The following is a 26,009-nucleotide window of genomic DNA, read 5'->3' as shown; positions in this document are numbered from 1 at the left end:
CCGGTCGTGCCGTCCAGCCTGGAGGTCCGCTTGGCGGAGTCGGTAGTGGACGCCGACCTGTTGGATCGTGGCGGTGTGGGGCTCACGATCCACGGGCGGCGTGCCACCATCACGCTGGACCGCCCGGACAAGCTCAACGCGCAAACCCCGCACACCTGGCAGGCGCTGCGGGAAATCGGCCGGTCGTTGAGCGCGGAGATCCGGGTTGTCGTGCTGCGCGGAGCCGGCCGGGCTTTCTCGGCCGGACTGGACCGGAGGATGTTCAGCCCTGAGGGGGTGGACGGCGCTCCGGGCCTGGCGGCGCTGGCCGAGCGCCCCACCGAGCAGTCCGACGCCGAGATCGCCGGCTACCAGCAGGCGTTCAGCTGGTTGCGGGAACCGGAACGGGTCACGATCGCTGCCGTGCGGGGTCACGCGATCGGAGCCGGGTTCCAGCTGGCGCTCGCCTGCGACATGCGGGTGCTGGCCACCGACGCGCGGTTGCGGATGGCCGAGACCGGGCTCGGGCTGGTGCCCGATCTCGGCGGGACGCTGCCGCTCGTGCGCGCGGTCGGTTACGCGCGCGCGGTCGAGATCTGCGTGACCGGGCGTGAGGTCACCGCCGAGGAAGCGATGCGGATCGGCCTGGCCAACCAGGTCGTCGACCCGGACGGGCTGGACGCCGCGGTCGACGCCCTGGTCGAGTCGGTGTCGGCTCCGCCGGAGGGCGCGGTCCGCGAGACGTTGTCGCTGCTGGCACTGGCCGACGAGGCCGTCGATCCCGAGCAGCAGCTCGCGGCCGAGCGCGCCGCGCAACTGCGCCGCATCACCGAGCTCGCCCAGCAGCTCGGCGTGGTCCGATGATCACCCGTTGCTGATCATCGGCTCGTAATAGCGCTCTGCGCTGCAACACCCCCGCGTGCCCTCGCACCACCGCTGTGGTGTCGGGGATACGATCTTGCTCAACTCGAGCGAGATCTAGGGGATGCATGACGCAGCGAGGAAACCGTCGGGAACTGCTCGCCGATGCCGCCATCGAGGTGCTCGCGCGCGACGGCGGCCGCGGGCTGACCCATCGCGCGATCGACCGCGAGGCGCGGGTCCCGGAGGGCACCACCAAGAACTACTACCCGACGCGCAACGCCCTGTTCGAGGCCATTGCGCACTACCTCGCCGAACGGCACGTCGCAGCGCTCGAAGCGCTCTGCGCCCACATCCCCGAGGGCGTCTGCCCCGACGACATCACCGCGCTGTACGCGGCGATGCTGAGCCGCATGTCGGGCAACGCGCGTTCCCAGTTCCTCGCGCTGTTCGAGCTGCACCTGGAAGCCGTCCGCAACCCCGAGGTGCGCACCGCGCTCGGCGAGATCAGCCGGGCCAGCGTCGACACCGCCGTCCAGCTGCACTCCGCGGTCGGGCGCCGGATCGGCAGGCGCGGCGCGGGTCTGCTCGACGCGGGCATGCTCGGCGTCGCGTTGTCGACCCTCAGCCTGCCCGGTGAACTCGTCGAAGACCTCGGGCTCGACGACGCCGAGGGGCTCACCCGCGCGTTGCTGACCCTCGGCGGCACCCGCGATGAGCCGGCGCTGGAAGTGCTGCGCGACTGGGCCGGTTGATCCGTTCGGAGATCAACCGGATGCGCTGCGGGACCGAGAGATGACTCGCGGTAGCCTCACTGTGAACGAGCTGCGCCTGGGGTGCCCCCGCTGGTACCCGTGATCGAAGTGGATGCAGGGAAGGCATGTCGAATCCAGCACAGGACGAGCCCGACCCGCACGCACCGCTGGAACCGCCCGCGGTGGTTTTCGCGCGTCTGACCGACGTACCGGTCGATGCCCTGGACAAGCTGATCGAAGACACCCGCGCCGTCTACGACGACCTCAACAAGGTCCTCGGTCACCCGTACTGGGGTGACCTGGTGTACCACCAGGGAGCGGCGATGAGGGCGTTGACCGAGGCCAAGACCTGCCTGGAAGGTCTGCGGGCCGAGGCTGTCGGTGCCCGCAACACCGAACTGGGCGTCACCGTCACCACCGCGGTCATCGACGGCGAGCGGCACTACGCCCAGAACGAGGACGACAAGGCCGAACTCGTCGACAAGCTGCTGCGCTCGCCCGGTGAGGGCGCCGGGCACATCTACGTCTGGGACCGGCCGCACGCCGATCCCGAAGCGCCCGGTCCGTACGAGCAGATCCGGATCGTCACCGATGCCGAGAGCGAGCTCGGGGTCCTCAACTTCACCGAAGAGGACGTCGAAGGCGACATGATCTCCTGGCACACCTGCAACCCGCAGCCGTCGGGGGACGCGCCCGCCTTGCCGTTCGACGCGGGCAGCACGCTGAAGTTCCCGCGCAACGCGGTGCTGTCGTTCCGCGAACTCCGCGCCGCCCTGGACGAATTCACCCGGACCGGAGCCAAGCCCGAATGCGTGCAGTGGCAACCGGCCCGCTGGGGTGACCTGTAAACCGGGTTCACCGCAGTCGTTTCGCCCGCCGGGGCGGGTAGCGGAACTCGCACGGCAAGACGTGCCCGAACACGCGATCGTGCCCCTCGCGGGTTCGGCGCCCGCTGGGTCGGCATCCCGATCTGCGGCGTTCGGGTAACGGTTTCGCGCTCGAGCGTGACGCGGGTTCGCGACAACCCGCGGTGAAGCATTGACTAACAGCAGGAAAAGGTGGTTCCTTCTTTCCATTCGCGCGAGGACGAAGGGGGCCACACGTGCGTAGACGACTCGTCGCGCTGGGGGCCGCGTTGCTGGTCGGCTCGTTGCTGCCCGCACCGGCGTCGGCACAGGAGAACGGGGACCGCCCGCAGGGCGCCACGCTGCGCGTCGGACTGCAGCAGCAGATCGACTCGCTCAACCCGTTCCTGGGTTACACGTTGGCCGCCACGGACATCTTCCGGGTGATCTACCCGACGCTGACCACCTACAGCACCGAAGACTTCGGCGTGGAACCGGAGCTGGCGGAGCGGTGGGAGTCCACACCGGACAAGCTCACCTGGACCTTCCACATCCGGCCCGGGGTCACCTGGTCCGACGGTCAGCCGGTCACCGCGCGGGACGCCGCCTACACCTACAACCGGATGATGACCGACCCGGCCGCGTCCACCGCCAACGGCAACTTCGTGGAGAACTTCGACCAGGTCTCCGCCCCGGACGACTCCACGCTGGTCATCCGCACCAAGACGCCGCAGGCCACGATGCTGGCCATCGATGCGCCGATCGTGCCCGAACACGTGTGGTCCAAGGTCGCCGACGTGGAGAACTTCGCCAACGACCAGATGCCGGTCGTCGGCAGCGGCCCCTACGTGCTCACCGGTTACCGGCCGGAGCAGGACGTCACGCTCACCGCCAACCCGAACTTCTGGCGGGGCGCGCCGAAGGTCGCCGAGGTGCAGTTCACCCAGTTCAAGAACAGCGACGCCGCCGTGCAGGCGCTGCGCAAGGGCGACCTCGACGTGGTCCAGAAGCTCACCCCCGCGCAGTTCGACGCGCTGGAGGGCGAAGCCGACATCAAGCAGGTCAAGGGCCAGGGCCGCCGGTTCTACGAGATGATCCTCAACCCCGGCGCCACCAACAGCGAGAACCAGCCGATCGGCAGCGGGCACCCCGCGCTCACCGATGTCCGGGTCCGGCAGGCCATCGATCTCGCCATCGACCGGAAGGCCCTCGTCGACCGGGTTCTCGGCGGCTACGGGCAGGTCGGCGGGGGATACCTTCCACCGATCTTCGGCGACTACCACTGGACCCCGCCGCAGCCGCGCGGATTCGACCCGGCCGCCGCGAACCGCCAGCTCGACGAGGCCGGGTACACCCGTGGGCCCGACGGGATCCGCCGCACGCCGCAGGGCGAACCGCTGAACTTCGACTTCGTGCTGCACGGCGACGAAGCCGCCGACTCGCAGGTCGGCGAGTTCGTCAAGCGCTGGCTCGCCGACCTGGGCATCAACGTCGAGCTGCAGCCCGTGTCGGACAACCAGCTCAACGACCGCACCACCGCCGGCGACTTCGACATGGTCATCAGCGGCTGGTCGGCCAACCCCGACCCGGACTACGTGCTGCGCCTGCAGACCTGCGGCGCCCGACCGACGCCCGACGGCAACGGCACCCCGGACACGCTGCAGTGCGACCCGGCCTACGACGACCTGTACGGCAAGCAGCTCGCCGAGTTCGACCCGGCCAAGCGGGTCGACCTGGTCAAGCAGCTGCAGTCCCGGTTCTACGACCAGGCGACAGGGCTGGTGCTGTACTACGCCAACTCGCTGGAGGCCTACCGCACCGACCGGTACAACGGTTTCACGACGCAGCCGGCAGCGAACGGCGTGATCACCGGTCAGCAGGGCTACTGGGGCTACTACGGCGCCGAGCCCACCGAAGAGGCGATTAACGGCTCCGACGGCACGAACTACACCGCCGTCGCCTGGGGCCTCGGTGGGCTCGTCGTGGTGATCGTGCTGGTGGGAGTGGTGGTCGTCGTGCGGCGCCGTGCCACCGCGGACGACCGGGAGTGACCGCGTGCCGGACCTGCTGACCACTGTGGACGACCAGGAACCGGCCACCGGCAACGGTGGCCGGCTCCTGCGCTACGTCGGCGGCAAGATCGGTGGCGGGCTGGTGAGCCTGCTGCTGGTCGCCGTGCTCGGCTTCTTCCTGTTCCGCGTGATGCCCGGAGACCCGGTGCGCACCATGACCCGCGGCGCTCCGATGACGGCGCAGCAGATCGCGGACCTGCGCGAACGGCTCGGTCTCGACCAGCCGCTCTGGAAGCAGTTCCTGGACTTCCTCGGCAACCTGCTGCGCGGTGACCTCGGCACCTCCTACACCTACACCCGGCCGGTGGGCGAGCTGATCCTGCAGCGCATCGGCCCGACGGTGCTGCTGGTCGGCACCGCCACGGTGCTGGCCATCGTGCTGGGCCTGTGGATGGGCTCGCGCGCGGCGTGGAAGCACGGCGGGGCCTTCGACAAGACCACCAGTTCGGTGGCGCTGGCGCTGTGGTCGGTGCCGACGTTCTGGCTGGGCCTGATCGTGCTGATGGCCTTCGGCGTCGGGGTCGGTCCGATCCCGGGACTGTTCCCGGTCGGCGGCATCTCCGATCCCGACACGCCGCCGGAACTCCTGCCGCAGATCCTCGACGTCGCGCACCACATGGTGCTGCCGGTGCTGACGATGCTCGCGGTCATCTACGCCGAATACCTGATGGTGATGCGCTCCTCGCTGCTGGAGGAGATGGGCGAGGACTACCTGACCACCGCCCGTGCCAAGGGACTTCGCGAGGACCTGGTCCGCAGCAGGCACGCCGTGCCCAACGCGCTGCTGCCCACGGTGACGCTGATCTTCCTGCGGCTGGGGCTGGTGGTCGCCGGTGCCATCACGGTGGAGACGGTGTTCTCCTGGCCCGGCCTGGGGCTGCTGACCTACGAGGCTCTGCGGGTGCCCGACCTGCCGCTGCTGCAGGGCATCTTCATCGTGCTGGCGGGAAGCGTGGTGGTCATGAACGTGCTGGCAGACCTGCTCTACCGGGTCATCGATCCGCGGGTGCGCGAGTCATGACCGCCCCCACCGCAACCCAGGTCGTGCGCGCCCGGCGGAAGGCGAGCCTCGCCGAGGGCTGGCGGGTCTTCCGGGCCGACCGCGCAGGGCTGGTGGGACTGGTGCTGCTGGCGGCGATCGTGCTGCTGGCCGTGCTGGCGCCGCTGCTCACCGACTCCACCGGGCTGGACGTCACCCGCGCTACCGGTGCCGCGTTGCAGGCGCCCAGCGCCGAATACCCCTTGGGCACCGACGAATCCGGCCGATCCGTGCTGCTGCTGACCTGGTGGGGCGCGCGCGTCTCGCTGGTCGTCGGGTTGTCGGCGGCGATCCTGTCGGTGCTGATCGGTGCGCTGGTCGGGGTGGCCGCAGCGCACTTCGGCGGCTGGACCTCGCGAATCCTGCTGCGGTTCACCGACTTCTTCCTGGTGTTGCCGTCGCTGGTGCTGGCCATCGCGCTGTCGACGGTGCTGGAACGCGGGCTGTGGACGATCGTGCTCGCCATCGGCGTCACCTCCTGGCCGCACACGGCCCGGGTGGTGCGCGCCCAGACCCTGACCATCGAGGCCCGCCCCTACATCGAACGCTCCCGCGCGCTCGGAGCCGGGCACGGGCACGTGATCTTCAAGCACGTGCTGCCCGCCGTGCTGCCGCTGGTGTTCGCGAACACCACCCTGTCGGTGGCCAGCTCGATCATCTCCGAATCCACGCTGTCCTTCCTCGGGCTGGGCGATCCCAGCCGGGTTTCCTGGGGCACGATGCTGAAGTCGGCGATGGACACCGGTGCGGTCACCGGCGGTGCCTGGTGGTACCTGCTGCCGCCCGGCCTGGGAATCGTGTTGGTGGTGCTCGGTTTCACGCTGTGCGGCCGGGCGCTGGAAGCGGTGTTCAACCCGAGGCTGCGGGGGCGACGTTGAGTCCGATTCTGCAACTGCGCGACGTGTCGATCACCTACGGCGGCGCCGGCGAGCCCGCCGTGTCCGGGGTGAACCTGAGCCTGGAAGCGGGCGAAACCCTCGGCCTGGCCGGGGAATCGGGGTGCGGCAAGACGAGCGTGGCGATGTCGGTGCTGCGGTTGCTGCCGCGCACCGCCCGCGTCGACGGTGAGGTGCTGCTCGACGGCGAGGACGTCCGCGAGATGAGCTTCGGCCGATTGCGCGCGGTCCGCTGGGCCGGTGCCTCGGTGGTGTTCCAGGGGGCGATGCACGCGCTGAACCCTGTGCGCACCATCGGTGAGCAGATCGCCGAGCCGATCCGGCTGCACGGCGGAAAGGGCGATCTGAGCGAGCGGGTCGCCGAGCTGCTGGCTCAGGTCGAGCTGCCCGCCGACCGCGCGGGCGCCTACCCGCACGAGCTCTCCGGCGGGCAGAAGCAGCGCGTCATGATCGCCATGGCGCTGGCGTGCGACCCCCGGCTGGTCATCGCCGACGAACCCACCACGGCGCTGGACGTCGTGGTGCAGGCGCAGGTGCTGGACCTGCTCAAGCGCCTGGTCGCCGAACGCGGCATCGCGCTGGTCGTGATCAGCCACGACCTGTCGGTGCTGTCGGCGACCTGCTCCCGGCTGGCGGTGATGTACCGGGGCGAGGTCGTCGAGCACGGGCCGACCGAGCAGGTCATGAGCCGACCGCAGCACGAGCACAGCAGGGCTTTGGCCGACGCGTTCCCGACGGTGGGCGATCCGCGGTTCCGCCTCACCGAGGGCGGGTCCGCTGGTGAGCCGCTGCTGGCCGCCGACGGCGTCGCGGTGACCTTCCGCAGCCGGTCCGGTCAGGCCGTGCGCGCGGTGCGCGGGGTGGACCTCGCGGTCGGCGCCAACGAGATCGTGGCGCTGGTCGGGCAGTCCGGCTCCGGCAAGACCACGCTGGCGCGCACGTTGCTCGGCCTGCAGCGCCCCACCGGCGGTGCGGTGCGGTTCAACGGTGTTCCGCTGCCCGCCGGGGCGGCGGCGTTGCGCGACTACCGCCGCAAGGTCCAGCTGGTCCTGCAGGACCCCACCGGTGCCCTCAACCCGCGGCACACCGTCTACGAGGCGGTAGCCGAGGGGCTGAGGATCCACGGCATCACCGACGACGAGGTCGGCCGGGTGTCCGCCGCCCTGGAAGCCGCGGAACTGCGACCGGCGGAGAAGTTCTTCTCCCGCTTCCCGCAGCAGCTCTCGGGCGGTCAGCGCCAGCGCGTCGTCATCGCGGGCGCCCTGGTGCTGGAGCCGGAGGTCCTCATCGCAGACGAGCCGGTCGCCTCGCTGGACGCCACGGTGCGCGGCGAGATCCTCTCGCTGCTGCTCGGGCTGCGCGTGGACAGGGGGCTGTCGACGCTGGTCATCACCCACGACCTCGGTCTCGCCTGGAACATCGCCGACCGCGTCGCGGTCATGTACCAGGGCGAGATCGTCGAGCTCGGCACCGTCGAGCAGGTCCTGCTCGATCCGCAGCACGACTACACCAAGACGCTCCTCGCAGCGGTGCCGACCACGACCCGGCGCGTGGCGTGAGGTCGGTGATCACCTCGCTCGGCCGTGCGGGTGGCGGAACCTGAGGGGCCGCACCTGGAGCAGCGGCCACCGCCGCTCCTACTCGAAGCTGTCGATGATCGCGGGCCGGTCGGGGTGGTCGACGCGGACCACGAGGTCGGCCAGCCCGGTGGGGTCGACCTCCTCGGTGTAGCGCTTGAACGCGGGCAGCGTCCAGCGCTGGTCCTCCGGTGTGTTCCGGTGCAGCGCGGCGTCGGAGAGCCACAGGTGCACGACCAGGTCGAAGTCGAGTCCGACGCCCTGAAGCAGCGGTCCGTCCACGATGGCCACGCCCCGTTCCGGCAGCGCCACGCGGTTCAGGCGAGGGGACCGGTCCGCCTCCGGGTCCCACAGCGCGGGCAGCACCTGGCCGGTGCCGCTCGCGGCCAGCGGTGTGAGGACCTCGCGTGCCAGCCCCGTGGTGTCGAACCAGGACAGGTAGTAGGAATCCGGGTCGTGGTGGCCGTACTCCAGGCGCACCGATGCCGGGCGTAGGTAGTCCGTCGCGCGCACCCGGACCGCCTCGCGGCCGCGTTCCCTCAGCGGGGACACCAGGCGATCGGCGAGATCACCGGTGCCCGCGGCCGGAGCACCGTCGACGGCCACCCGGGCCCACCGCCCTGCGATGGCGTCAACGCGCTCCACCACCTCGTCGACCAGGGCTTGCGGGGAGATCGGCCGGACACGCACATCCCGAAGCTATCAAGCGCGGTCCGGCTCCGTACTCAGCGCAGCGCCGGCTGGAGGATGGAGAGGCGCTGGGCATCGGCGTCGAGTTCCGCGGCAACGCCGAGGGGGACCGTGCGCTGGGCTTCGCAGTGGCCGAAACCCAGCTCCCAGAGGATCGGCACTCCGAGGCCGCCCAGCAGGTTCTCCAGCATCGCGTACACCTCGCCCGGCGGGCCGCAGTCGGTCCACGATCCCAGTGCGATCCCGGTGGCGCCCTGGAAGAAACCGGCCCGGATGAGCTGGATCAGGAAGCGGTCCAGGCGGTAGGGCTCCTCGGTGACGTCCTCCAGCAGCGCGATGCCGCGTTCCGGAGGCCGAGCCGCCACGCCCGCTCCCAGCGAGCCTGCGAGCAGGCTCAGGTTGCCGCCGTAGGTCACGCCCAGCGCGCGCCCGGGAACCATGGTCTGCGCGCTGCGACCGGTCAGTATGGTCACGCCCTGCGGCTCGAACAGGGTGCGCCGCAGGTGGCCGCGCGCCTTCTCGTCGTGGGCGAACGCCTTGGTCGCCACCATCGGGGCGAAGATCGTGACCAGACCGAGCTCGGCGGTGAAGACCTCGTGCAGCGCGGTGACGTCGCTGGAGCCGACCAGAACCTTCGGGCCCGCCTTGGCCAGTTCCGCGAAGTCCAGGTGGTCGATCATGCGCAGGCAGCCGTAGCCGCCGCGGGCGCAGAACACCGCCGAGACCTGCGGGTCGCACCACGCCTCCTGCAGGTCGGCCGCCCGGTCCGCGTCGGTGCCCGCCAGGTAGTCCAGGCGGGGGTGGCGGTCCAGGACGTGCTTGCCGACGCGGACGTCGAGCTCCCAGGCGCGCAACTGGGCGAGCCCCGCCTCCAGCAGCTCTTCGGGCACCGGTCCGGCCGGGGCGACCAGCGCCACCGTGTCACCCCGCTGCAGCCTCGGCGGCCGGGTCAGTTCGCGCATGCTCATCGGCGTGCTCCATCCGGGTCCGTTCGAACACCCCTGATCTTGCCGCGAGCGTATCGGCAGTCAGGACAACGCGCCGCAGTTCACCTACAGCGAACACGGCGGGAACATCGTCCCGGCGGGACTGTTCGTCGCAGGTCACCGCGTTGTGCGGAAAGGTGATGAACAAAACGGGGGCCAGCCGCGCAGGACGTGCACGCGGTGGCCTAATGTCGGAGGGGTCATGGCTCGTGTCATCCACGTCTTCCGCCAACCCGACCGATTCGTCGCCGGAACGGTCGGGGAACCCGGTGAGCGCACCTTCTACCTGCAGGCGTCCGAGGACGTCCGCACGGTGAGCGTGCAATTGGAAAAGCAACAGGTCTCGGTTCTCGCCGAGCGGATCGGCGCGCTCCTCGACGAGGTGCAGCGCCGGTTCGACGCTGACCTGCCCGGTCGCACGCCCGAGGACCTCGTCGACACCGAACCGCTCGCGGTGCCGGTCGACGAGGAGTTCCGCGTCGGCACGATGGGGCTGGGCTGGGACGCCGAGTCCGAGGCCGTCGTCGTCGAGCTGCTCGCGGTCACCGAGGAGGAGATCGACGAGTCCGTGGTGCTCGACGACACCGAGGAGGGGCCCGACGCGCTGCGCGTGTTCCTCAGCCCGGTGCACGCCCGGGCCTTCGCCGAACGCGCCGAACGGGTCATCAACGCCGGCCGCAAGCCCTGCCCGCTGTGCAGCGAACCGCTCGACCCGGCCGGGCACATCTGCCCCCGCCAGAACGGCTACCGCCGCTCGGAAGAGGTCTGAGGCCCGTGGCCGTCGAGGAGCCCGCGACCTGCGAGCTGCTGCGGCACGGGCATCTGGAGATCCAGGGCCGCCTCGTGGAGGCGTCCAACGCGACGCTGTTCTGCTCGGTCGAGCTCGACGGGGTCTCCGGCGAGTGCGTCTACAAGCCGGTGCGCGGCGAGCGCCCGCTGTGGGACTTCCCGGACGGCACGCTGGCCGGTCGCGAGGTGTCGTCCTACCTGCTGTCGGAGGCCACCGGCTGGAACCTGATCCCGCCGACGCTGCTGCGCAACGGGCCGTTCGGGCCCGGCATGGTGCAGCTGTGGATCGACGAGGTCGCCGACGAGGACGCGCAGCTGGTCGACATCACGCACCCCAGCGAGGTGCGCGAGGGCTGGCGGCAGGTGCTGCGGGCGCAGGACCCCGACGGTGATCCGGTGGTGCTCGCCCACGCCGACCACGAGCAGCTGCGACGTCTCGCGGTGCTCGACATCGTGATCAACAACGCCGACCGCAAGGGCGGGCACATCCTGCGCGCCCCCGACGGCCGCGTGCTCGGCGTCGATCACGGCATCAGCCTCAACACCGACGACAAGCTGCGCACCGTGCTGTGGGGCTGGATCGGCGAGGCCGTTCCGGAAGCCGAGCTCGAGCGGCTCGGCGAGGTCCGCGCCCTCATGGAGGGCGACCTCGCCGAACAGCTGTCCGAGCACCTCACCATCAAGGAAGTGCAGGCGGTCAGCACCCGCATCGACCGGCTGCTCGACGCCGGAGTCTTCCCGGAACCCTCCGGAGACTGGCCCGCTATTCCTTGGCCTGCTTTTTAGAGCTCCGCGGTCTGTCTGCTTGGCGGTAGCCGCTGTTCCAGGTGTGGGACTCAGCCGGCACCGCTGCGGGTTCTGACACGTCTTCTGGCGAGTACGCCGCGACGCCGTGCATTGGCATGCATCAGGAGTGGCGCACGGAGTCCAGAAGACGTGTCAGGTTCCGCTACCCGCACCGCCAAGCAGAGCAACCGCTGGTGATGCAGCTCCTCAGTCCACCAATGCCTGGTAGACGAGTTGGTGGAGGTAGGGCCTGATCGGGTGGGTGCTTGAGGGCATCAGCTGGGTCAGGAACAGGACCGTGAGGTCTTCGGCGGGGTCGACCCAGAAGGCGGTGCTGGCCAGGCCGCCCCAGGCGAATTCGCCCTTCGAGCTGAGCACCTTGGCCGCGAGCGGGTCGTCGACCACCGAGAACCCGAGGCCGAAGCCCTTGCCCGCGTTGGCGACCTCGGAGAACGCGCCCATGGCCAGCGTCTCCAGGTCGGCGCCGCCGGGCAGGTGGTTGCGGGTCATGAAGTCGACCGTGCGCGCACCGAGCAGCCGCACGCCGTCCAGCTCCCCGCGACGCAGCAGCATCTGCGTGAAGCGGTGGTAGTCGCGGGCGGAGGAGAACAGCCCGCCGCCGCCGGAGGGGGCCTTGGGCGGCTGGAACGCGGTGTCGTACATCTGCTCGTGCTTGGGGTGCAGCCGCGCCTTGCCCTGCGGGTCCGCCGCGTACAGCGAGGCCAGCCGGTCGGCGTCGGCAGCGGCGACCTGGAAGCCCGTGTCGGTCATGCCGAGCGGATCCAGGATGCGCGTGCGGAAGAACTCGTCGAGGGGCTGTCCGGAGGCGACCTCCACGACCCGCCCCAGCACGTCGGTGGCCACCGAGTAGTTCCAGCGGGTGCCCGGGTCGAACAGCAGCGGGATCTCGGCCCAGGCGTCGCAGCACGCCGCCAGGTCCAGGTCGGGTGCCATGCCGAACTCGAAGCCGGCTCGGCGGTGCAGCTCGTCGAGCGGGTGCAGGTAGTTGAACGCGTAGGTGAGCCCGGCGGTGTGGGTGAGCAGGTGCCAGATCCGCATCGGCTCGGTGGCCGGCCGGGTCTGCGGATTGCGCGCCGGTCCTCCGGTGTAGACGCTCAGGTCGGCGAACGACGGGATGAAGTCGCTGACCGGGTCGGTGAGTTCGAAAGCGCCTTCCTCGTAGAGCATCATGGCCGCGACCGAGGTGATCGGCTTGGTCATCGAGTAGATGCGGAAGAGCGTGTCCGTCTCAACCGGTTTGCCGCTTTCGACGTCCCGCATTCCGTGCGTGGACAGGTGCGCGATCTTGCCCCGGCGCGCGACGAGCGCCAGCCAGCCGGGCAGCTTGCCCGTCGTGACGTAGTTCTCGAAGTGCTGATCGATCCGCTGCAGCCGGGCCGCGTCGAAGCCGACCTCGCCGGGATCCACCTCGATTTCCAGAGCCACCAGGGCCTCCTACCGCGTTGTGCGACATGACGTTACCTGGAGTTTTCTACTCCTCCGGTCCAGCATTCGAAATCCTGGGCGCAGTGGCGGCGTTCACGTTTCCTGCGGAGTAGCGTCGTAGGCGTGACGAATCCGACCCCACCTCCAGGGCTGCCCCGCACGGCGGGGGAGCTGCGGAACAGCGGCCACCAACCTCGCAGCATCAAGGCGGAGATGCGCGCGAACCTGCTGACCTCGCTGCGCTCCGGGCAGGCCCTTTGGCCCGGCATCGTCGGTTTCGACCGGACCGTCCTGCCGCAGCTGGAACGCGCCCTGATCGCAGGGCACGACGTGGTGCTGCTCGGTGAGCGAGGCCAGGGCAAGACGCGGCTGCTGCGCGGTCTGCACGCGCTGCTGGACGAATGGACCCCGGTCATCGAGGGTTCCGAGCTGGGCGAGCACCCGCTGCGGCCGATCACGCCCGCATCGCTGCGTCGCGCAGCCGAACTGGGCGACGAGCTGCCGGTGGCCTGGCGGCACCGCGATGATCGCTACGTCGAGAAGCTGGCCACTCCGGACACGTCGGTCGGTGACCTGGTCGGCGACGTCGATCCGGTCAAGGTCGCCGAGGGGCGTTCGCTGGGCGACCCCGAGACCATCCACTATGGACTCGTCCCGCGCGCGCACCGCGGCATCGTGACGATCAACGAGCTCCCGGACCTCGCGGAGCGGATCCAGGTCGCGCTGCTGAACGTCATGGAGGAGCGCGACATCCAGATCCGCGGCTACAGCCTGCGGTTGCCGCTGGACGTGCTGCTCGTCGCCACCGCGAACCCCGAGGACTACACCAACCGCGGGCGCATCATCACCCCGCTCAAGGACCGCTTCGGCGCCGAGATCCGCACGCACTACCCGATGGAGATCGACGACGAGGTGTCGTTGATGCGCCAGGAAGCGGACTTGCCCGCCGAGGTCGGTGACCACCTGCTGGAGGTGCTGGCCCGCTTCGTGGACCACCTGCGCGAATCCAGCGCGGTGGACCAGCGCTCGGGCGTGTCCGCCCGGTTCGCCATCGCAGCTGCCGAGACCGTCGCCGCCGCTGCCCTGCACCGGTCGGCGCTGACCGGGGAGGATCCGGCCGTGGCGCGACCGGTCGACCTCGCGGCGGTGCCCGCCGTGCTGCGCGGCAAGATCGAGTTCGAGGCCGGCGAGGAGGGCCGCGAGGACGAGCTGCTGGGCTACCTGCTGCGCCGGTCCGTCGCCGACACCGCGCGGGGCCTGTTCGCCGGCCTGGACCTGCAGTCGCTGGCCGACGCCGTGGTGGACGGGCACCCGGTGGCCACCGGCGAGCAGATCGCGGGCAAGGACGTGCTCACGGCGCTCCCGGAACTCCCGGTGCTGCACCAGGTCGCCGAACGCGCCGGTGTGCGCGCGGAGGACCCGCCCGGTCGCATCGCCAGCGCGGTGGAGCTGGCCCTGGAATCGCTGTACCTGGCCAAGCGGCTGGGCAAGGACTCCGACGACGACCGCTCGGTGTACAGCTGATGAGTCCCCGCTACCGGTACTCGGCGTGGCACGGCGGGCCGGACCCGCTGCAGCCACCGGTCGACCTGCGCGAGGCGCTCGACCAGATCGGCCGGGACGTGATGGAGGGAGCCTCCCCGCGCTCGGCGCTGGAGGAGCTGCTGCGCACCGGCACCCGGGATTCCGCGGGCCTGGACGAGCTGACCCGCCGGTTGTGGCAGCGCCGCAGCGAGATGCAGCGCAGGCACCGGCTGGACGGCACGATCTCCGAGGTCCGCAGGATGCTGGACCGCGCTCTGGAGCAGGAGCGGCTGGCGCTGTCGGCCGACACGACCGAGGACGCCCGGTTCCGCGAACTGCAGTTGAGCGCCCTGCCGCCGGACGTGGCCGGTCAGGTCAACGAGCTGTCGGAGTACGACTGGCGTTCCTCCGAAGCCCGCGAGACCTTCGAGGAGATCCGGCAGATGCTGGGCACCGAAGTCCTCGAACAGCGCTTCGAGGGCATGAAGGAGGCCATGCAGCAGGTCTCGCCGGAGGACGTCGAGCGGGTGCGCGAGATGCTCGACGACCTGTCGAACCTGCTCGCCGCGCACGCCCGCGGTGATGAGGACATCCGGTCGAAGTTCGACGAGTTCATGGGACGGCACGGCGAGTCCTTCCCGGAGAACCCGCGCGACGTGGACGAGCTGATCGACGCCTTGGCGGCGCGGTCGGCGGCCGCGCAGCGGATGCTCAACTCGATGAGCGAGCAGCAGCGCGACGAGCTGATGGCCTTGTCCCAGCAGGCTTTCGGCGATCCCCGCATCGCGCAGGCGTTGCAGCAGATCGACCGCCAGCTGCAGGGGTTGCGCCCCGGCGAGGACTGGAACGGCCGGGCGCGCTTCCGCGGTGACCAGCCGATGGGCATGGCCGAGGCCACCGCGGCGATGGCCGAACTGGGCGAGATGGATCGACTGGCCGAGCAGCTGGGCCAGTCGTACCCGGGCGCGAGCCTGGAGGACATCGACCTGGAGGCCCTGCAGCGCCAGCTCGGCCCGCAGGCCGTCGTCGACGCCCAACGCCTGTCGGACATCGAGCGCCAGCTGCGCGATCAGGGGCTGCTGCAGCGCGCACCGGACGGCAGCCTGCGGTTGAGCCCCCGCGCGATGCGCAGGCTCGGGGAGAACGCCCTGCAATCGGTCGTCTCGCAGCTGCGGACCCGCAGGGGCGAGCGCGACACCGACCGCGCAGGAGCTGCCGGGGAGCTGACGGGCACGACCAGGCCGTGGACCTACGGCGACGCGGAGCCCTGGGACGCGGTCCGCACGGTCCGCAACGCGGTGCTGCGCCGCGCGGCCGAGGGCGAGAACTCGCCGATGCTCGACATCTCCGACCTGGAGGTCTCCGAGACCGAGCAGCGCTCCCGCTCGGCGGTGGTGCTGTGCGTGGACACCTCGTGGTCGATGGTGCAGGACGGTCGGTGGGTGCCGATGAAGCGCACCGCCTTGGCGCTGCACCACCTGGTCGCGACGCGGTTCCGCTCGGACGCCCTGCAGCTGGTCACCTTCGGCCGCTACGCGTCCACTGTGGACGTCGGCGAGCTCGCGGCGCTGGAAGGCGTGTGGGAGCAGGGCACGAACCTGCACCACGCGCTGCTGCTGGCCGGTCGGCACCTGCGCAGGCACTCGGACGCGCAGCCGGTGGTGCTGGTGATCACCGACGGCGAGCCCACCGCGCACCTGGAACCCGACGGCGAAGCGGTGTTCCAGTACCCGCCCAGCCCGCACACGCTCAGCGTCACGTTGTCCGAAGTGGACGCGTTGCAGCGGTTGGGCACCACCCTGAGCGTGTTCATGCTGGGGGAGGACCCCAGCCTCGCCGCGTTCGTCGACGTCGTCGCCAAGCGCGGCGGAGGCCGGGTCCTCGCCCCGGATTCCGACGGGCTCGGTGCGGCGGTCGTAGGCGACTACCTCCGCACCAAGCGCCGTCGTTGAGCGGTCGCTGGTTTTCCCACTCTGGAGTTGTCAAAGAACAAGCGCCGCTGGGGCATGTTGGGGCGGCATCGGCCACCGGTTGTCGAACACCGGTCGTGGTCAGGTTGGCTCCGGCTCTCCGTCGTTCCGTCGTGGGACGAGGCGTCGGATCGTCGATCGGGCGTTTCTGGGCCGAGGCGTCCTGTTCGAACTCATGTGCCAATGGTGCACCCGAGGATTCGAAAATGCGAGCGAATCGCCATCGCACGTTCCGGTGATCGTCGGTGAAAGTCGCTGCGATCGCGCGCCATTCACCGGCCGCGGAGGAGGGATCCGCGGCCGGCGAATCGGTGTGACGGCCGCGACCAGCCCGTTCGTCGAGGGCCCGCGCTCGCCGCAGGTGATCATCGCGGAGAAGTGGCCGGTGGGAAGCTCCCACCGGCCACCCGAGGAGCGGTGCCTCAGCCCGCGAACGACCTGATCACGTCAGGGTTCGCATCGGCCCACTTCTTCGCCGCAGCCTGCTCCTGGCCCTTGGCCGCGCTGTTGATCTCGTTCTCCAGGCTCGCCAGCTGCTGGTCGGTCAGCCTGAACTTCTTGACCATGTCGGTGACCTCGGGGAAGTCCTGGCTGAAGCCCTTGCGCCCGATGGCGTGGATCTGCTCGGCCGCGCCCATCGCTCCCAGCGGGTCCTGCAGGTCCTTGATGGGGTAGCGGGCGTAGGCCCAGTGCGGGTGCCACAGCGTCACGACGATCGGCTTCCTCTCGTCGGTCGCCTTCTGCAGCGCGGCGAGCATCGCCGTGGTCGAGGACGTCTGCAGCGTGAACTCGCCCTGCAGGCCGTACGCGGGCAGCGCCTCCTTGGTGGTGCGGCTCAGCCCGGCGCCGGGGTCGATCCCGGTGACGGTCCCGCCCAGCTCTGCGCCCTTGCCCTTGAGATCGGCGATCGAGTTGACGTCGGTCATGTAGTTGGGCACGGCGATGTTGAGCGTGGCCTGGTCGTACCACACGCCCAGGTCCTCCAGCTGCGGGCCGTACTGCTTCCAGTAGTCCTCGTGCGTGGACGGCAGCCACCCGTCCAGGAACAGGTCCGGGTTGCCCTGCGCCAGACCGGCGTAGATCGGGCCGGCCTCCAGCTCGGTCGCGTTGACCGTGTAGCCGCGGCGTTCGAGGAGTTCCTTGTAGAGGTAGGTGACCGCGATGTCCTCGTCCCACGCGATGTACCCGATGTTGATCTGCTTGGCCTCTTGCCCTGTCTGCGCCTCCCGCCCGCCGCAACCGGCGGCCAGGGACAACGTCGCGGCCAATGCGGCCAACAGCGCCAAGAGCCGTCTGGTCCTGCTGTGCGACATCATCATCTGCCCTTCTGGTCAAGGCCGGGGCTCATCCGGTCTTGGCCGCCTTCCGCTCCGCCCGCGCGACCGGCGAGCGGTCCGACAGCACCGCGGTGATCCGGTCCAGGTAGACGGCGAGGATCACCACCGACAAACCGGCCTCGAAACCCTGCCCCAGCTGGACCCGGGTGACGGCCTCGTAGATGTTGGTGCCCAGTCCGGGGGCACCGACCATGCCCGCGATGACCACCATCGACAGCGACAGCATGATCACCTGGTTGATGCCGGCCATGATCGACGGCATCGCCAGCGGCAGCTGGATCCCGGTGAGGATCTGACCGGTTCGCGCGCCGAACGCCTCACCCGCTTCCACGACCTCGGAGTCGACCTGCCGGATGCCGAGCTCGGTGAGCCGGACGCCCGGCGGCAGCGAGAAGATCACCGTCGCCACCACGCCGGGCACGACACCGATGTTGAAGAACACGATGACCGGCACCAGGTACACGAACGCGGGCAAGGTCTGCATCAGGTCCAGCACCGGCCGCACCACGTGGCTGACCTTCTGGTTGCGCGCGGCCAGGATCCCGATCGGGATGCCGATCAGCACCGCCAGCGCGCTGGAGACCAGCACCAGCCCCAGGGTCTCCATCGCCGGGTCGAACTCCTCGATGCTGGCGATCAGGCCGAACCCGATCAGGCTGAACAGCGCGAACCGCCAGCTGCGCAACCACCACGCCAGCGCGGTGAACACCAGCACCATGACCAGGTCCGGCAACCAGGTCAGCGCGGCCGTCAGGCCGGCGACAGCGCCGCTGACCACCAGCTCGATGAAGTCGAAGACCGGGCCGATGTTGTTGTTCAGCCACTCCACGACGGCCTGGAACGCGTCACCGAGCGGCACCCTGGGCAGCTGGGTGAGCAGAACCGGATCAAGCATCGGAGGTCTCCTCCCGGTGGCTCAGCGCCGCGAACACCGCGGCGGGGGTGACCACCCCCAGCGGCCGCTGCCGTTCATCGACCACCAGGAGCGGTTCGGCGCGGTCGCTCATCAGCGCGAACAGGTCCTTCAGCGGGGTCGATCCGGGGACCGGGACGGCTCCGTCGGCGGGCGTGGCGTCCCGGTCGGCGATGGCCGCCGCGGTGAGCACGCGGCTGCGGTCGACGTCCTGGACGAACTCGGCCACGTAGTCGTCGGCCGGCGCGCGCAGGATGTCCTCGGCGGTGCCGATCTGCACGATCCGGCCCGCGCGCATCACCGCGATCCGGTCGCCCAGCCGCATCGCCTCGTTGAGATCGTGGGTGATGAAGATGATGGTCTTGGCCAGCTGCGCGTTGAGCTCCAGCAGCTGGTCCTGCATCTCGCGCTTGATCAGCGGGTCCAGGGCGCTGAACGCTTCGTCCATGAGCAGCACGTCGGTGCCCGTGGCCAGCGCGCGGGCCAGCCCGACGCGCTGGCGCATCCCGCCGGAGAGCTGCTGCGGGTAGCGCTGCTCCCAGCCCTGGAGCCCGACCAGCCGCAGCGCCTCGCCCGCGCGCTCGATGATCTCCCGCTCGTCGGTGCCCCGCACGCGCAGGCCGTAGCCGGCGTTGTCGAGCACCGTGCGGTGCGGGAACAGCGCGAAGTGCTGGAAGACCATGCTCATCTTCTGCTGCCGCACGGTGCGCAGCTCGCGGGTGCTCATGTGGGTGACGTCGACGTCGTCGACGAACACCGCGCCGTCGGTGGGCGCGAGCAGGCCGTTGACCATGCGGATGAGCGTCGACTTGCCCGAACCGGACAGCCCCATCACCACGAAGGTCTCGCCCTCGGCGACCGTGAAGGTGGCGTCCACGACTGCGGCCGTCGTCCCGCCGGCCACGAGGTCCGCCGGATCGGAGCCCTGCTTCAGGAGCCGGACCTTCTCGGCCGGTTGTGGCCCGAAAATCTTGTACAGCCGTTCAACGCGTACCGAACTCACCGATCGCCTCCAGCGTTCGGGATCGGCGAAAAACGTCGATTCCGCTTGTGTCGCGCTCTGTTTCCCCGGTGCTCTCGTGGGGCTCGTGTTGCCCGCTTGACCTGGGAAAACAGGCTACCTGCAGAAAAGATAGACCCATTTCCGCCCAGGCGTGCAGGTGGCGGTGGGCGGCGAATCCGAGGAATCGTTCCAGCTGGACCGGAAATCGGCGGAACGGGAGGAGGAAACGGAATGCCAGTACTTCCGGGAAAGATCTGCTCCCCAGGTCGTCCCAGCATGTGACACGGGTGATGCCCCGGATGGAGGCGGGGCCTCGTCCCGGACGTTTAAGGTCGGATGCATGCAACCCTGGTCATCGGTTTCCGTCCCCAAGGTGGAAGGCACCCCACGTCCACTTCAGCTGTTCGACACCTCCGCCGCTGAGATCAGGCCCACCGAGCCCGGGCCCGAAGCGCGGATGTACGTCTGCGGCATCACCCCGTACGACGCCACCCACCTCGGCCACGCCGCGACCTACCTGGCGTTCGACCTGATCCACCGGGTGTGGCTGGACAACGGTCACCAGGTCCACTACGTGCAGAACGTCACCGACATCGACGACCCGCTGCTGGAGCGGGCCGAGCGGGACAACGAGGACTGGGTCGTCCTCGCGATGCGCGAGACCGCGCTGTTCCGCGAGGACATGGAGGCGCTGCGGGTGCTGCCGCCCGCGGACTTCATCGGCGCCGTGGAGTCCATCCCGGAGATCGTCGAGGCAGTGGGGAAGCTGCTGGCCTCCGGTGCCGCCTACCGGGCCGATGACGCCGAGTACCCGGACATCTACTTCCGGCACCAGGCCACCGGCCGGTTCGGCTCCGAGTCGAACTACGACGAGGCCACCATGAACACCTTCTTCGCCGAGCGCGGCGGAGACCCGGACCGGCCGGGCAAGGAGCACCCGCTGGACGCGCTGCTGTGGCGGATGGCCCGGCCGGGCGAGCCGTCCTGGGACTCCGAGCTGGGCGCGGGCCGTCCCGGCTGGCACCTGGAGTGCTCGGTGATCGCGCTGAACCGGCTCGGGCTCGGGTTCGACGTGCAGGGCGGAGGCTCGGACCTGATCTTCCCGCACCACGAGTTCAGCGCCGCGCACGCCGAGGCGCTCTCCGGCGACTTCCCGTTCGCCAAGCACTACGTGCACTCCGGCATGATCGGGCTGGACGGCGAGAAGATGTCCAAGTCGCGCGGGAACCTGGTGTTCGTCTCGCGGCTGCGCGGGGACCGGGTGGATCCGATGGCGATCCGGCTGGCGCTGCTGGACGGCCACTACCGCCAGGACCGCTCCTGGACCGCTGATGCGCTCACGGCCGGTGCCGCGCGGTTGGCCCGCTGGCGGGAGGCGGTCGCGCTGACCTCCGGTCCGGCGGCGGCCGAGGCGATCGCGGGGCTGCGCGCCGCGCTGTCCAACGACCTGGACACCTCGGGCGCGCTGCGCGCGATCGACGCCTGGGTGGAGTCGGCGCTGGTGTCCGGCGGTGACGACCAGGGCGCACCGGCCCTGATCCGCACGGCGGTGGACGCGCTGCTCGGAGTTGAGCTGTAAACTTCCACGACATCAGCGAAGGGTGATCGGGAAGTCCGTCGAGGGCTCCCGGTCACCCTTCTTCGCGTTCCGGGCCGCTCTGGCAAAAACGGCAATTGAACAGGGCGGGAGCGTTGATCTGCGGTTGAGCAGAACGAGTTCCGGCGTCCGTGGACAGGTCCGAACGGGTTTTGATTTGATCACCGCGTCATCACGGGGAGCGACGACGTTCGTCCGGAATGTCGCCGTGGGCCCAGATTTCCGAAGATGAGGACGCTCGAAAGGTGACCGGGGAAATATGCGGAGAGTCCTGATTGTCGGAGCCGGGCAGGCAGGGCTGCAACTGGCGCTCACGCTGCAGGCCGAGAGCTACGACGTCACGTTGATCTCGGCGCAGACACCGGAGCAGATCCGGAACGGACGCGTCATGTCGACGCAGTCGATGTACTACCAGACGCTGGAGATCGAAAGACGGCACGGACTGGGCCTGTGGGACGACACCGCGCCCCAGCTCACCGGCCTGCGCGTGTCGGTCGCGAGCCCGGAAGGGGAGCGGGTCATCGACTGGATGGCGCCGCTGAAGGACTACGCGCTGTCGATCGACCAGCGCGTGAAGATGCCCGCCTGGCTCGACCTGTTCGCCGAGCGCGGCGGCACGATCGACTACCGCGAGGTCTCGGTGGCCGACCTCGACGAGATCGCGCCCGACTTCGACCTCGTGGTGGTCGCGGCGGGCAAGGGCGAGCTCGGTTCGCTGTTCGAGCGCGACGCGCAACGCTCGCCCTACACCGAACCGCAGCGCGAGCTCTCGGTCGCCTACGTCCGCGGCACGCACAACTCCAGCGACCCGGACGACTCGTCGGCCGCCCGCTTCAACGCGCTCGCCGGCCTCGGCGAGGTCATCAGCTACCCCGGGCACACGCTCGACGGCTCCTGCGAGATCCTGCTGCTGGAAGGCGTTCCCGGCGGTCCGCTGGACGCCTTCGGCGACCGGCCCGAACCGCAGCGGCAGTGGGAGCGGATGCTCGGCCTGCTGCGCGAGCACTGCCCGTGGGAGCACGAGCGGTTCGCCGACGCCGAACTCACCGACGAGGGCGGCACCCTGGCCGGCGCGGTGACGCCGACCGTCAGCAAGCCGATCGGGCAGCTGCCCTCAGGCCGCCTGGTGCTCGGTCTCGGCGACAGCGTGGTGCTCAACGACCCGGTGACCGGGCAGGGCTCCAACGCCGCCTGCCAGAGCGCGCAGATCTACCTGGAGAGCATCCTCGCCCGCGGTGACGGCGCTTTCGACTGGGACTGGATGCAGCGCACCTTCGACCGCTACTGGGACTTCGCCCAGCACGTCACCTCGTGGGCCAACGCCGCCCTGCAGCCGCCGCCCCCGCACGTGCTCAACATCTTCGGGGCGGCCGCGCAGCTGCCCGCGGTCGGCGAGCGCTTCGCCGACGGCTTCGCCAACCCCGACGACATGACCTCGTGGTTCCTGGACCCGAACGTGGCCGACGCCTTCATCGCCGAGTGCGCCGCCGCCTGAACGAAAAACGGTCGACCGCGATCGGGTGATCGCGGTCGACCGTCCGTGCATCAGGGGCTCAGCCCGGTCCGGGACCCAGCGGGCCCTTGCCGCCCGGTCCCCGGCGGCGCAGGTAGCGCTCGAACTCCGCGGCGATCGCGTCGCCGCTGGCCTCGGTCAGCCGGACCTCCGCGTCACCGCGCTCCTCGAGGGCGCGGACGTAGTTGCGCACGTCCTCGTCCTCCTCGGCCATCTCGCTGACCGTCTCCTCCCACTCCTCGGCCTGGTCCGGCAGGTTGCCCAGCGGGACCTCCACGTCCAGCGCCTCCTCGACGCGGTGCAGCAGCGCCAGCGTCGCCTTCGGCGAGGGCGGCTGCGAGACGTAGTGCGGCACCGCCGCCCAGAACGAGATCGCCGGGATGCCCGCCTGCACGCACGCGTCCTGGAAGATCCCCACGATCCCGGTCGGGCCCTCGTAGCGGGTGCGCTCCAGGCCGAACGTCGCCGCCGAGTCCTCGTCGTAGGCCGTGCCGCTGACCGGCACCGGGCGCGTGTGCGGCGCATCGGCGAGCAGCGCGCCCAGGGTCACCACCGTGCGCGCCCCGAGCTTCTCGATCTTCTCGACCAGCTCTGCGGAGAAGGCCCGCCACCGCATGTTCGGCTCGATGCCGTGCACCAGGATCACGTCGTGCTCGGCCCCCGGCGGGCGGCACACCGTCAGCCGGGTCGTCGGCCAGGTGACCTGCCGGGTGACGCCGTCGACGAGCTTGACCGTCGGACGCGTGACCTGGAAGTCGTAGTACGGGTCCGGGTCGAGCTCGCTGAGCGACTCGGCGTCCCAGATGAGCTGCAGGTGCTCGATCGCGGAGCTGGCTGCGTCCCCGGCGTCGTTCCATCCTTCGAACGCGCAGACCACGATCGGGTCCGTCAACCGCGGCAGGTCGGCGTTCGGTTCGGGCGTCTGTTCGCGATCGGTCACTGCGCAAGCCTACGACCTAAGCCCTCCCCGAGCGCTACCTCCTCGCCTATTTCATGATCACGTGCCCGGCCGGTGCGGAGGTGCCGGTTTGACGGTTCCTGCTGCTGGTCCGAGGCTTGTCAGACCAGTCTGTGTGGAGCAGGTGCCCGTGGAGCGGAGTCCGTCAGCGCCTAGTGGGGGAACCGGTGTCTCCCCGCGTTCGCGCTTGCGGCTGTCCATCGGCCGCCACCCCGGTGACCTGGGCAAACTAGCTCTGGTCGCGGGTCTGCTGGTGCTGAGCGCGCTGCTGGTGCTGATCCCGGCGAACCCGGTGGAGATCGCTGTTCACCAACAGCTGATCGCCCTCCCGCGCGTCGCCGACCCCTTCTGGGTGGTGTTGACCTGGATCGGGTCGTGGGCGGGCATCGTCGGCGTGGTCGTGGCGACCTCCTACCTGGGCTGGATCCGGGTGGCGCTGCTGTGCGGCGGCTCCGGTGCGCTGACCTGGCTGGTCGCGATGCTCATGCACCAGCTGCTGGCGAGACCCGGCGGTCCTCCCTTCCCGTCGGAAGAGGTCGCGGTGGTGACCGTGCTGGCCGTGGTCGCCACCCCGTACTTCGGACGGACCCCGCGCTACCTCGGCTGGGGCCTGGTCCTGCTGACCGGGATCGCGGTCGTGCACCTGGACCTGCACCTGCCGCTGGGCGCGGTCGGGGGAGCGCTGCTCGGATGGGGCGTCGGGCTGCTGTGCCACCTGGTGTGGGGCGCTCCGGGGCGGAAGGTCTCCGAGCTGGTCATCTTCGACGAGCTCGAGCAGGCGGGGCTGGCGCCGGTGTCGATCAGCGCGCTCCGGCACCGGCTGCTGCAACCGCGCGAGTTCGCGGTGGACACCGTGGACGGGCCGCCGCTGCGGGTCAAGGTGGTGCGCAGGCTCAGCCGGCGAGCCGGCGCCTGGTACAAGCTCAAGCGCCTGCTGATGCTGCTCGACGTGCAGGACGAGCCGAGCCTGTCCACCCCGCACCACGAGGTCGAGCACGAGGCGTACGCGGCGTTGCTCGCCGCCCGCGCCGGAGTGCGCACCCCCGAGGTCGTCCTGGCCGGCGACGTCCCCTACGCGCCCGCGCTGCTGGTGATGCGGGAGGTCCCCGGCAGGCGGCTGACGGAGCTGTCGCCGGAGGAGATCGACGACGAGCTGCTGGCGGGCGTGTGGGAGCAGGTCGCGCTGCTGGCCGAGGCCCGCATCGCCCACCACGACCTGCGGGCCAAGAACATCCTGGTGGACGAGCGGGGGCGGCCGTGGCTGCTGTCGTTCACCTTCAGCCACCCCGGTGCCGACGACGCCCGCTGCGCTCAGGACCTGGCCGAAGCGCTGGTGTCGGTGGCCGCCATCGTCGGCACCGAAAGGGCCGTGACCAGCGCGATCGCCGCGCTCCCCGTCGAATCGCTGGGCGCGGCGCTGGGCAGCGTGGTGCCGCTGGCGCTACCGCGCCGGATCCGCGCGCAGGCCCAGCGCGGCCGGTACTTCCTCGCCGAGCTGCGCGAGACCCTCGCCGACCGGCTCGGCCTGCCCATCCCCGGTTTCCGCTCACCCGTGCGACCGACCACCGTGCTGAGCCTGCTGCTGGTCGGTGCGGCCGTCTACCTGCTCATCCCCGAGCTGTCCAACACGCGGGACGTGGTCGGGGCGCTGCGCCACGCCAACTGGGGCTGGCTGGCGGTGGCGGTGGTGACCGGGTTCGCCGCCGTGGTGCTGTCGTCGATCTCGGTGCAGGGCTCCAGCCGGATCCCGCTGCCGTTCTGGCTGACCCTGCAGGTCCAGGTCGCCGCGGCCTTCACCGGGCGCACCACCCCGGGCGGTGCCGGGTTCTTCGGCATCAACGTCGTCTACCTGGAACGGCTCGGGCTGCGCAGGCCGCTGGCGGTGGGGGTGACGCTGCTCAACCAGGCCGGGACAGGGGCGGTGGCGTTCGTGGTGTCGGTGATCGGGGTGTTCGCGGTCGGGCTGTCGGGCACCTTCACCAACCTGTCGCTGCCCGGTTGGCAGCTGATGGTCGTCGTCGCGGCTGCGGTGCTGGTCGCGGTGCTGGTGGTGCTGTCCCCGCCGGGGCGGCGCCGGATCATGCCGTCGGTGCGGGAGGTGAGCCGGGAGCTGCTGGAGACGCTGCGGCACCCGGTGCGCGCGCTGCAGCTGTTCGGCGGGGCGCTCGGCTACCTGGTGGTCTCCGGGCTCGGGTTGGCGACGTCGCTGGCCGCGCTGCACCCGAACTTCTCCTGGACCGCGGTGACCATCGTGTTCGTCGTCGGCAACACCCTGGGCCACCTGGTGCCCTCGCCCGGTGGGCTCGGCGCGGTCGAGGCCGTCCTGCTCGCCGGGCTGGGGGCCATGGGCGTCCCGCCCACCGCGGCCGTGGCCGCCGTGCTGCTGTCGCGGCTGCTCACCTACTGGATCCCGGTGCTGCCCGGCATCCTCATGTTCCGCTACCTGCAACACCGCAACGTCATCTGAGGAGTC

The 26,009-nt window shown here is 70.3% G+C and carries 21 protein-coding genes; 14 read left to right on the top strand and 7 right to left on the bottom strand.

The genetic code is table 11. The features are described from left to right. The first annotated feature begins 6 nt into the window (after window positions 1-6). From E1181_RS10480 to nikE, 7 genes are all read left to right on the top strand, one after another. Window positions 7-843, top strand: coding sequence for an enoyl-CoA hydratase/isomerase family protein (locus tag E1181_RS10480; protein WP_235876667.1), 837 nt, complete (start codon window positions 7-9; stop codon window positions 841-843). Between the two features lie 125 nt (window positions 844-968). Next, window positions 969-1,595, top strand: a complete 627-nt coding sequence (locus E1181_RS10475; RefSeq protein WP_132673789.1) for a TetR/AcrR family transcriptional regulator — start codon at window positions 969-971, stop codon at window positions 1,593-1,595. 125 nt (window positions 1,596-1,720) lie between these two features. After that, window positions 1,721-2,443 carry an Imm1 family immunity protein gene (locus E1181_RS10470; RefSeq protein WP_132673788.1) on the top strand — a complete coding sequence of 241 codons (723 nt, stop codon included), beginning with the start codon at window positions 1,721-1,723 and terminating at the stop codon, window positions 2,441-2,443. A gap of 254 nt (window positions 2,444-2,697) precedes the next feature. Beyond that, window positions 2,698-4,491: an ABC transporter substrate-binding protein gene (locus E1181_RS10465; protein WP_132673787.1), complete on the top strand. Its 1,794-nt coding sequence runs from the start codon at window positions 2,698-2,700 to the stop codon at window positions 4,489-4,491. 13 nt (window positions 4,492-4,504) lie between these two features. Further along, window positions 4,505-5,533 carry an ABC transporter permease gene (locus E1181_RS10460; RefSeq protein ID WP_207922099.1) on the top strand — a complete coding sequence of 343 codons (1,029 nt, stop codon included), beginning with the start codon at window positions 4,505-4,507 and terminating at the stop codon, window positions 5,531-5,533. Next, entirely contained in the window at window positions 5,530-6,429 is a 900-nt protein-coding gene (locus E1181_RS10455) for an ABC transporter permease (protein ID WP_132673785.1), read from the top strand. Before E1181_RS10460 ends, E1181_RS10455 begins: the two co-directional genes overlap by 4 nt. After that, the gene (gene nikE, locus E1181_RS10450; RefSeq protein ID WP_132673784.1) at window positions 6,426-8,006 is read left to right on the top strand and encodes a nickel ABC transporter ATP-binding protein NikE; all 1,581 of its coding nucleotides are present in this window, start codon (window positions 6,426-6,428) and stop codon (window positions 8,004-8,006) included. Before E1181_RS10455 ends, nikE begins: the two co-directional genes overlap by 4 nt. 78 nt (window positions 8,007-8,084) lie before the next feature. On the opposite strand, the gene E1181_RS10445 is transcribed toward nikE, so the two are convergent. Next, the gene (locus tag E1181_RS10445) at window positions 8,085-8,714 is read right to left on the bottom strand and encodes a nucleoside/nucleotide kinase family protein (protein WP_132673783.1); all 630 of its coding nucleotides are present in this window, start codon (window positions 8,712-8,714) and stop codon (window positions 8,085-8,087) included. 35 nt (window positions 8,715-8,749) lie between these two features. Continuing rightward, entirely contained in the window at window positions 8,750-9,682 is a 933-nt protein-coding gene (locus E1181_RS10440) for a S66 peptidase family protein (RefSeq protein ID WP_132673782.1), read from the bottom strand. Between the two features lie 220 nt (window positions 9,683-9,902). On the opposite strand from E1181_RS10440, the gene E1181_RS10435 reads away from it, so the two are divergent. Together E1181_RS10435 and E1181_RS10430 are read left to right on the top strand one after the other, a co-directional pair. Beyond that, window positions 9,903-10,469: a DUF3090 domain-containing protein gene (locus tag E1181_RS10435; protein ID WP_132673781.1), complete on the top strand. Its 567-nt coding sequence runs from the start codon at window positions 9,903-9,905 to the stop codon at window positions 10,467-10,469. A gap of 5 nt (window positions 10,470-10,474) precedes the next feature. After that, entirely contained in the window at window positions 10,475-11,275 is an 801-nt protein-coding gene (locus E1181_RS10430; protein WP_132673780.1) for an SCO1664 family protein, read from the top strand. Between the two features lie 207 nt (window positions 11,276-11,482). Here E1181_RS10430 and E1181_RS10425 read toward each other — a convergent pair whose 3' ends face one another. After that, window positions 11,483-12,724 carry a serine hydrolase domain-containing protein gene (locus tag E1181_RS10425; RefSeq protein ID WP_132673779.1) on the bottom strand — a complete coding sequence of 414 codons (1,242 nt, stop codon included), beginning with the start codon at window positions 12,722-12,724 and terminating at the stop codon, window positions 11,483-11,485. Window positions 12,725-12,844: 120 nt separating this feature from the next. Here E1181_RS10425 and E1181_RS10420 point away from each other — a divergent pair, with 120 nt between their 5' ends. Both E1181_RS10420 and E1181_RS10415 read left to right on the top strand, forming a co-directional pair. Beyond that, complete coding sequence (locus tag E1181_RS10420; RefSeq protein ID WP_132673778.1) at window positions 12,845-14,245, top strand: ATP-binding protein; 1,401 nt, start codon at window positions 12,845-12,847, stop codon at window positions 14,243-14,245. Beyond that, complete coding sequence (locus tag E1181_RS10415) at window positions 14,245-16,197, top strand: vWA domain-containing protein (RefSeq protein WP_132673777.1); 1,953 nt, start codon at window positions 14,245-14,247, stop codon at window positions 16,195-16,197. Before E1181_RS10420 ends, E1181_RS10415 begins: the two co-directional genes overlap by 1 nt. A 440-nt stretch (window positions 16,198-16,637) precedes the next feature. On the opposite strand, the gene E1181_RS10410 is transcribed toward E1181_RS10415, so the two are convergent. Genes E1181_RS10410 through E1181_RS10400 form a run of 3 tightly spaced genes read right to left on the bottom strand, consistent with a single transcriptional unit; the run spans window position 16,638 to window position 19,468 of the window. After that, window positions 16,638-17,501, bottom strand: coding sequence for a glycine betaine ABC transporter substrate-binding protein (locus E1181_RS10410; RefSeq protein ID WP_235876666.1), 864 nt, complete (start codon window positions 17,499-17,501; stop codon window positions 16,638-16,640). Window positions 17,502-17,559: 58 nt separating this feature from the next. Beyond that, window positions 17,560-18,447 carry an ABC transporter permease gene (locus E1181_RS10405; protein WP_132673776.1) on the bottom strand — a complete coding sequence of 296 codons (888 nt, stop codon included), beginning with the start codon at window positions 18,445-18,447 and terminating at the stop codon, window positions 17,560-17,562. Then, window positions 18,440-19,468, bottom strand: a complete 1,029-nt coding sequence (locus tag E1181_RS10400) for a quaternary amine ABC transporter ATP-binding protein (RefSeq protein WP_132673775.1) — start codon at window positions 19,466-19,468, stop codon at window positions 18,440-18,442. The genes E1181_RS10405 and E1181_RS10400 overlap by 8 nt, the downstream gene beginning before the upstream one ends. Before the next feature lie 340 nt (window positions 19,469-19,808). Between E1181_RS10400 and mshC the strand changes: the two genes are divergently transcribed. Together mshC and E1181_RS10390 are read left to right on the top strand one after the other, a co-directional pair. Beyond that, window positions 19,809-21,047 (top strand): cysteine--1-D-myo-inosityl 2-amino-2-deoxy-alpha-D-glucopyranoside ligase, encoded by a 1,239-nt coding sequence (mshC, locus tag E1181_RS10395; RefSeq protein WP_132673774.1) that lies wholly within the window; start codon window positions 19,809-19,811, stop codon window positions 21,045-21,047. A 277-nt stretch (window positions 21,048-21,324) separates the two neighbouring features. After that, window positions 21,325-22,560 (top strand): styrene monooxygenase/indole monooxygenase family protein, encoded by a 1,236-nt coding sequence (locus E1181_RS10390; RefSeq protein WP_132673773.1) that lies wholly within the window; start codon window positions 21,325-21,327, stop codon window positions 22,558-22,560. Window positions 22,561-22,618: 58 nt separating this feature from the next. Here E1181_RS10390 and E1181_RS10385 read toward each other — a convergent pair whose 3' ends face one another. Next, a complete protein-coding gene (locus E1181_RS10385) occupies window positions 22,619-23,518 on the bottom strand; it encodes a PAC2 family protein (RefSeq protein WP_132673772.1) in 900 nt (299 codons plus the stop codon). A gap of 205 nt (window positions 23,519-23,723) precedes the next feature. Here E1181_RS10385 and E1181_RS10380 point away from each other — a divergent pair, with 205 nt between their 5' ends. Then, window positions 23,724-26,003, top strand: a complete 2,280-nt coding sequence (locus E1181_RS10380; RefSeq protein ID WP_132673771.1) for a lysylphosphatidylglycerol synthase domain-containing protein — start codon at window positions 23,724-23,726, stop codon at window positions 26,001-26,003. Window positions 26,004-26,009 lie beyond the last annotated feature (6 nt).

Origin of the sequence: Saccharopolyspora terrae (assembly GCF_004348435.1) — a bacterium.
GTDB lineage: Bacteria > Actinomycetota > Actinomycetes > Mycobacteriales > Pseudonocardiaceae > Saccharopolyspora > Saccharopolyspora endophytica.
This window is presented reverse-complemented; position numbering and strand designations above follow the sequence as displayed.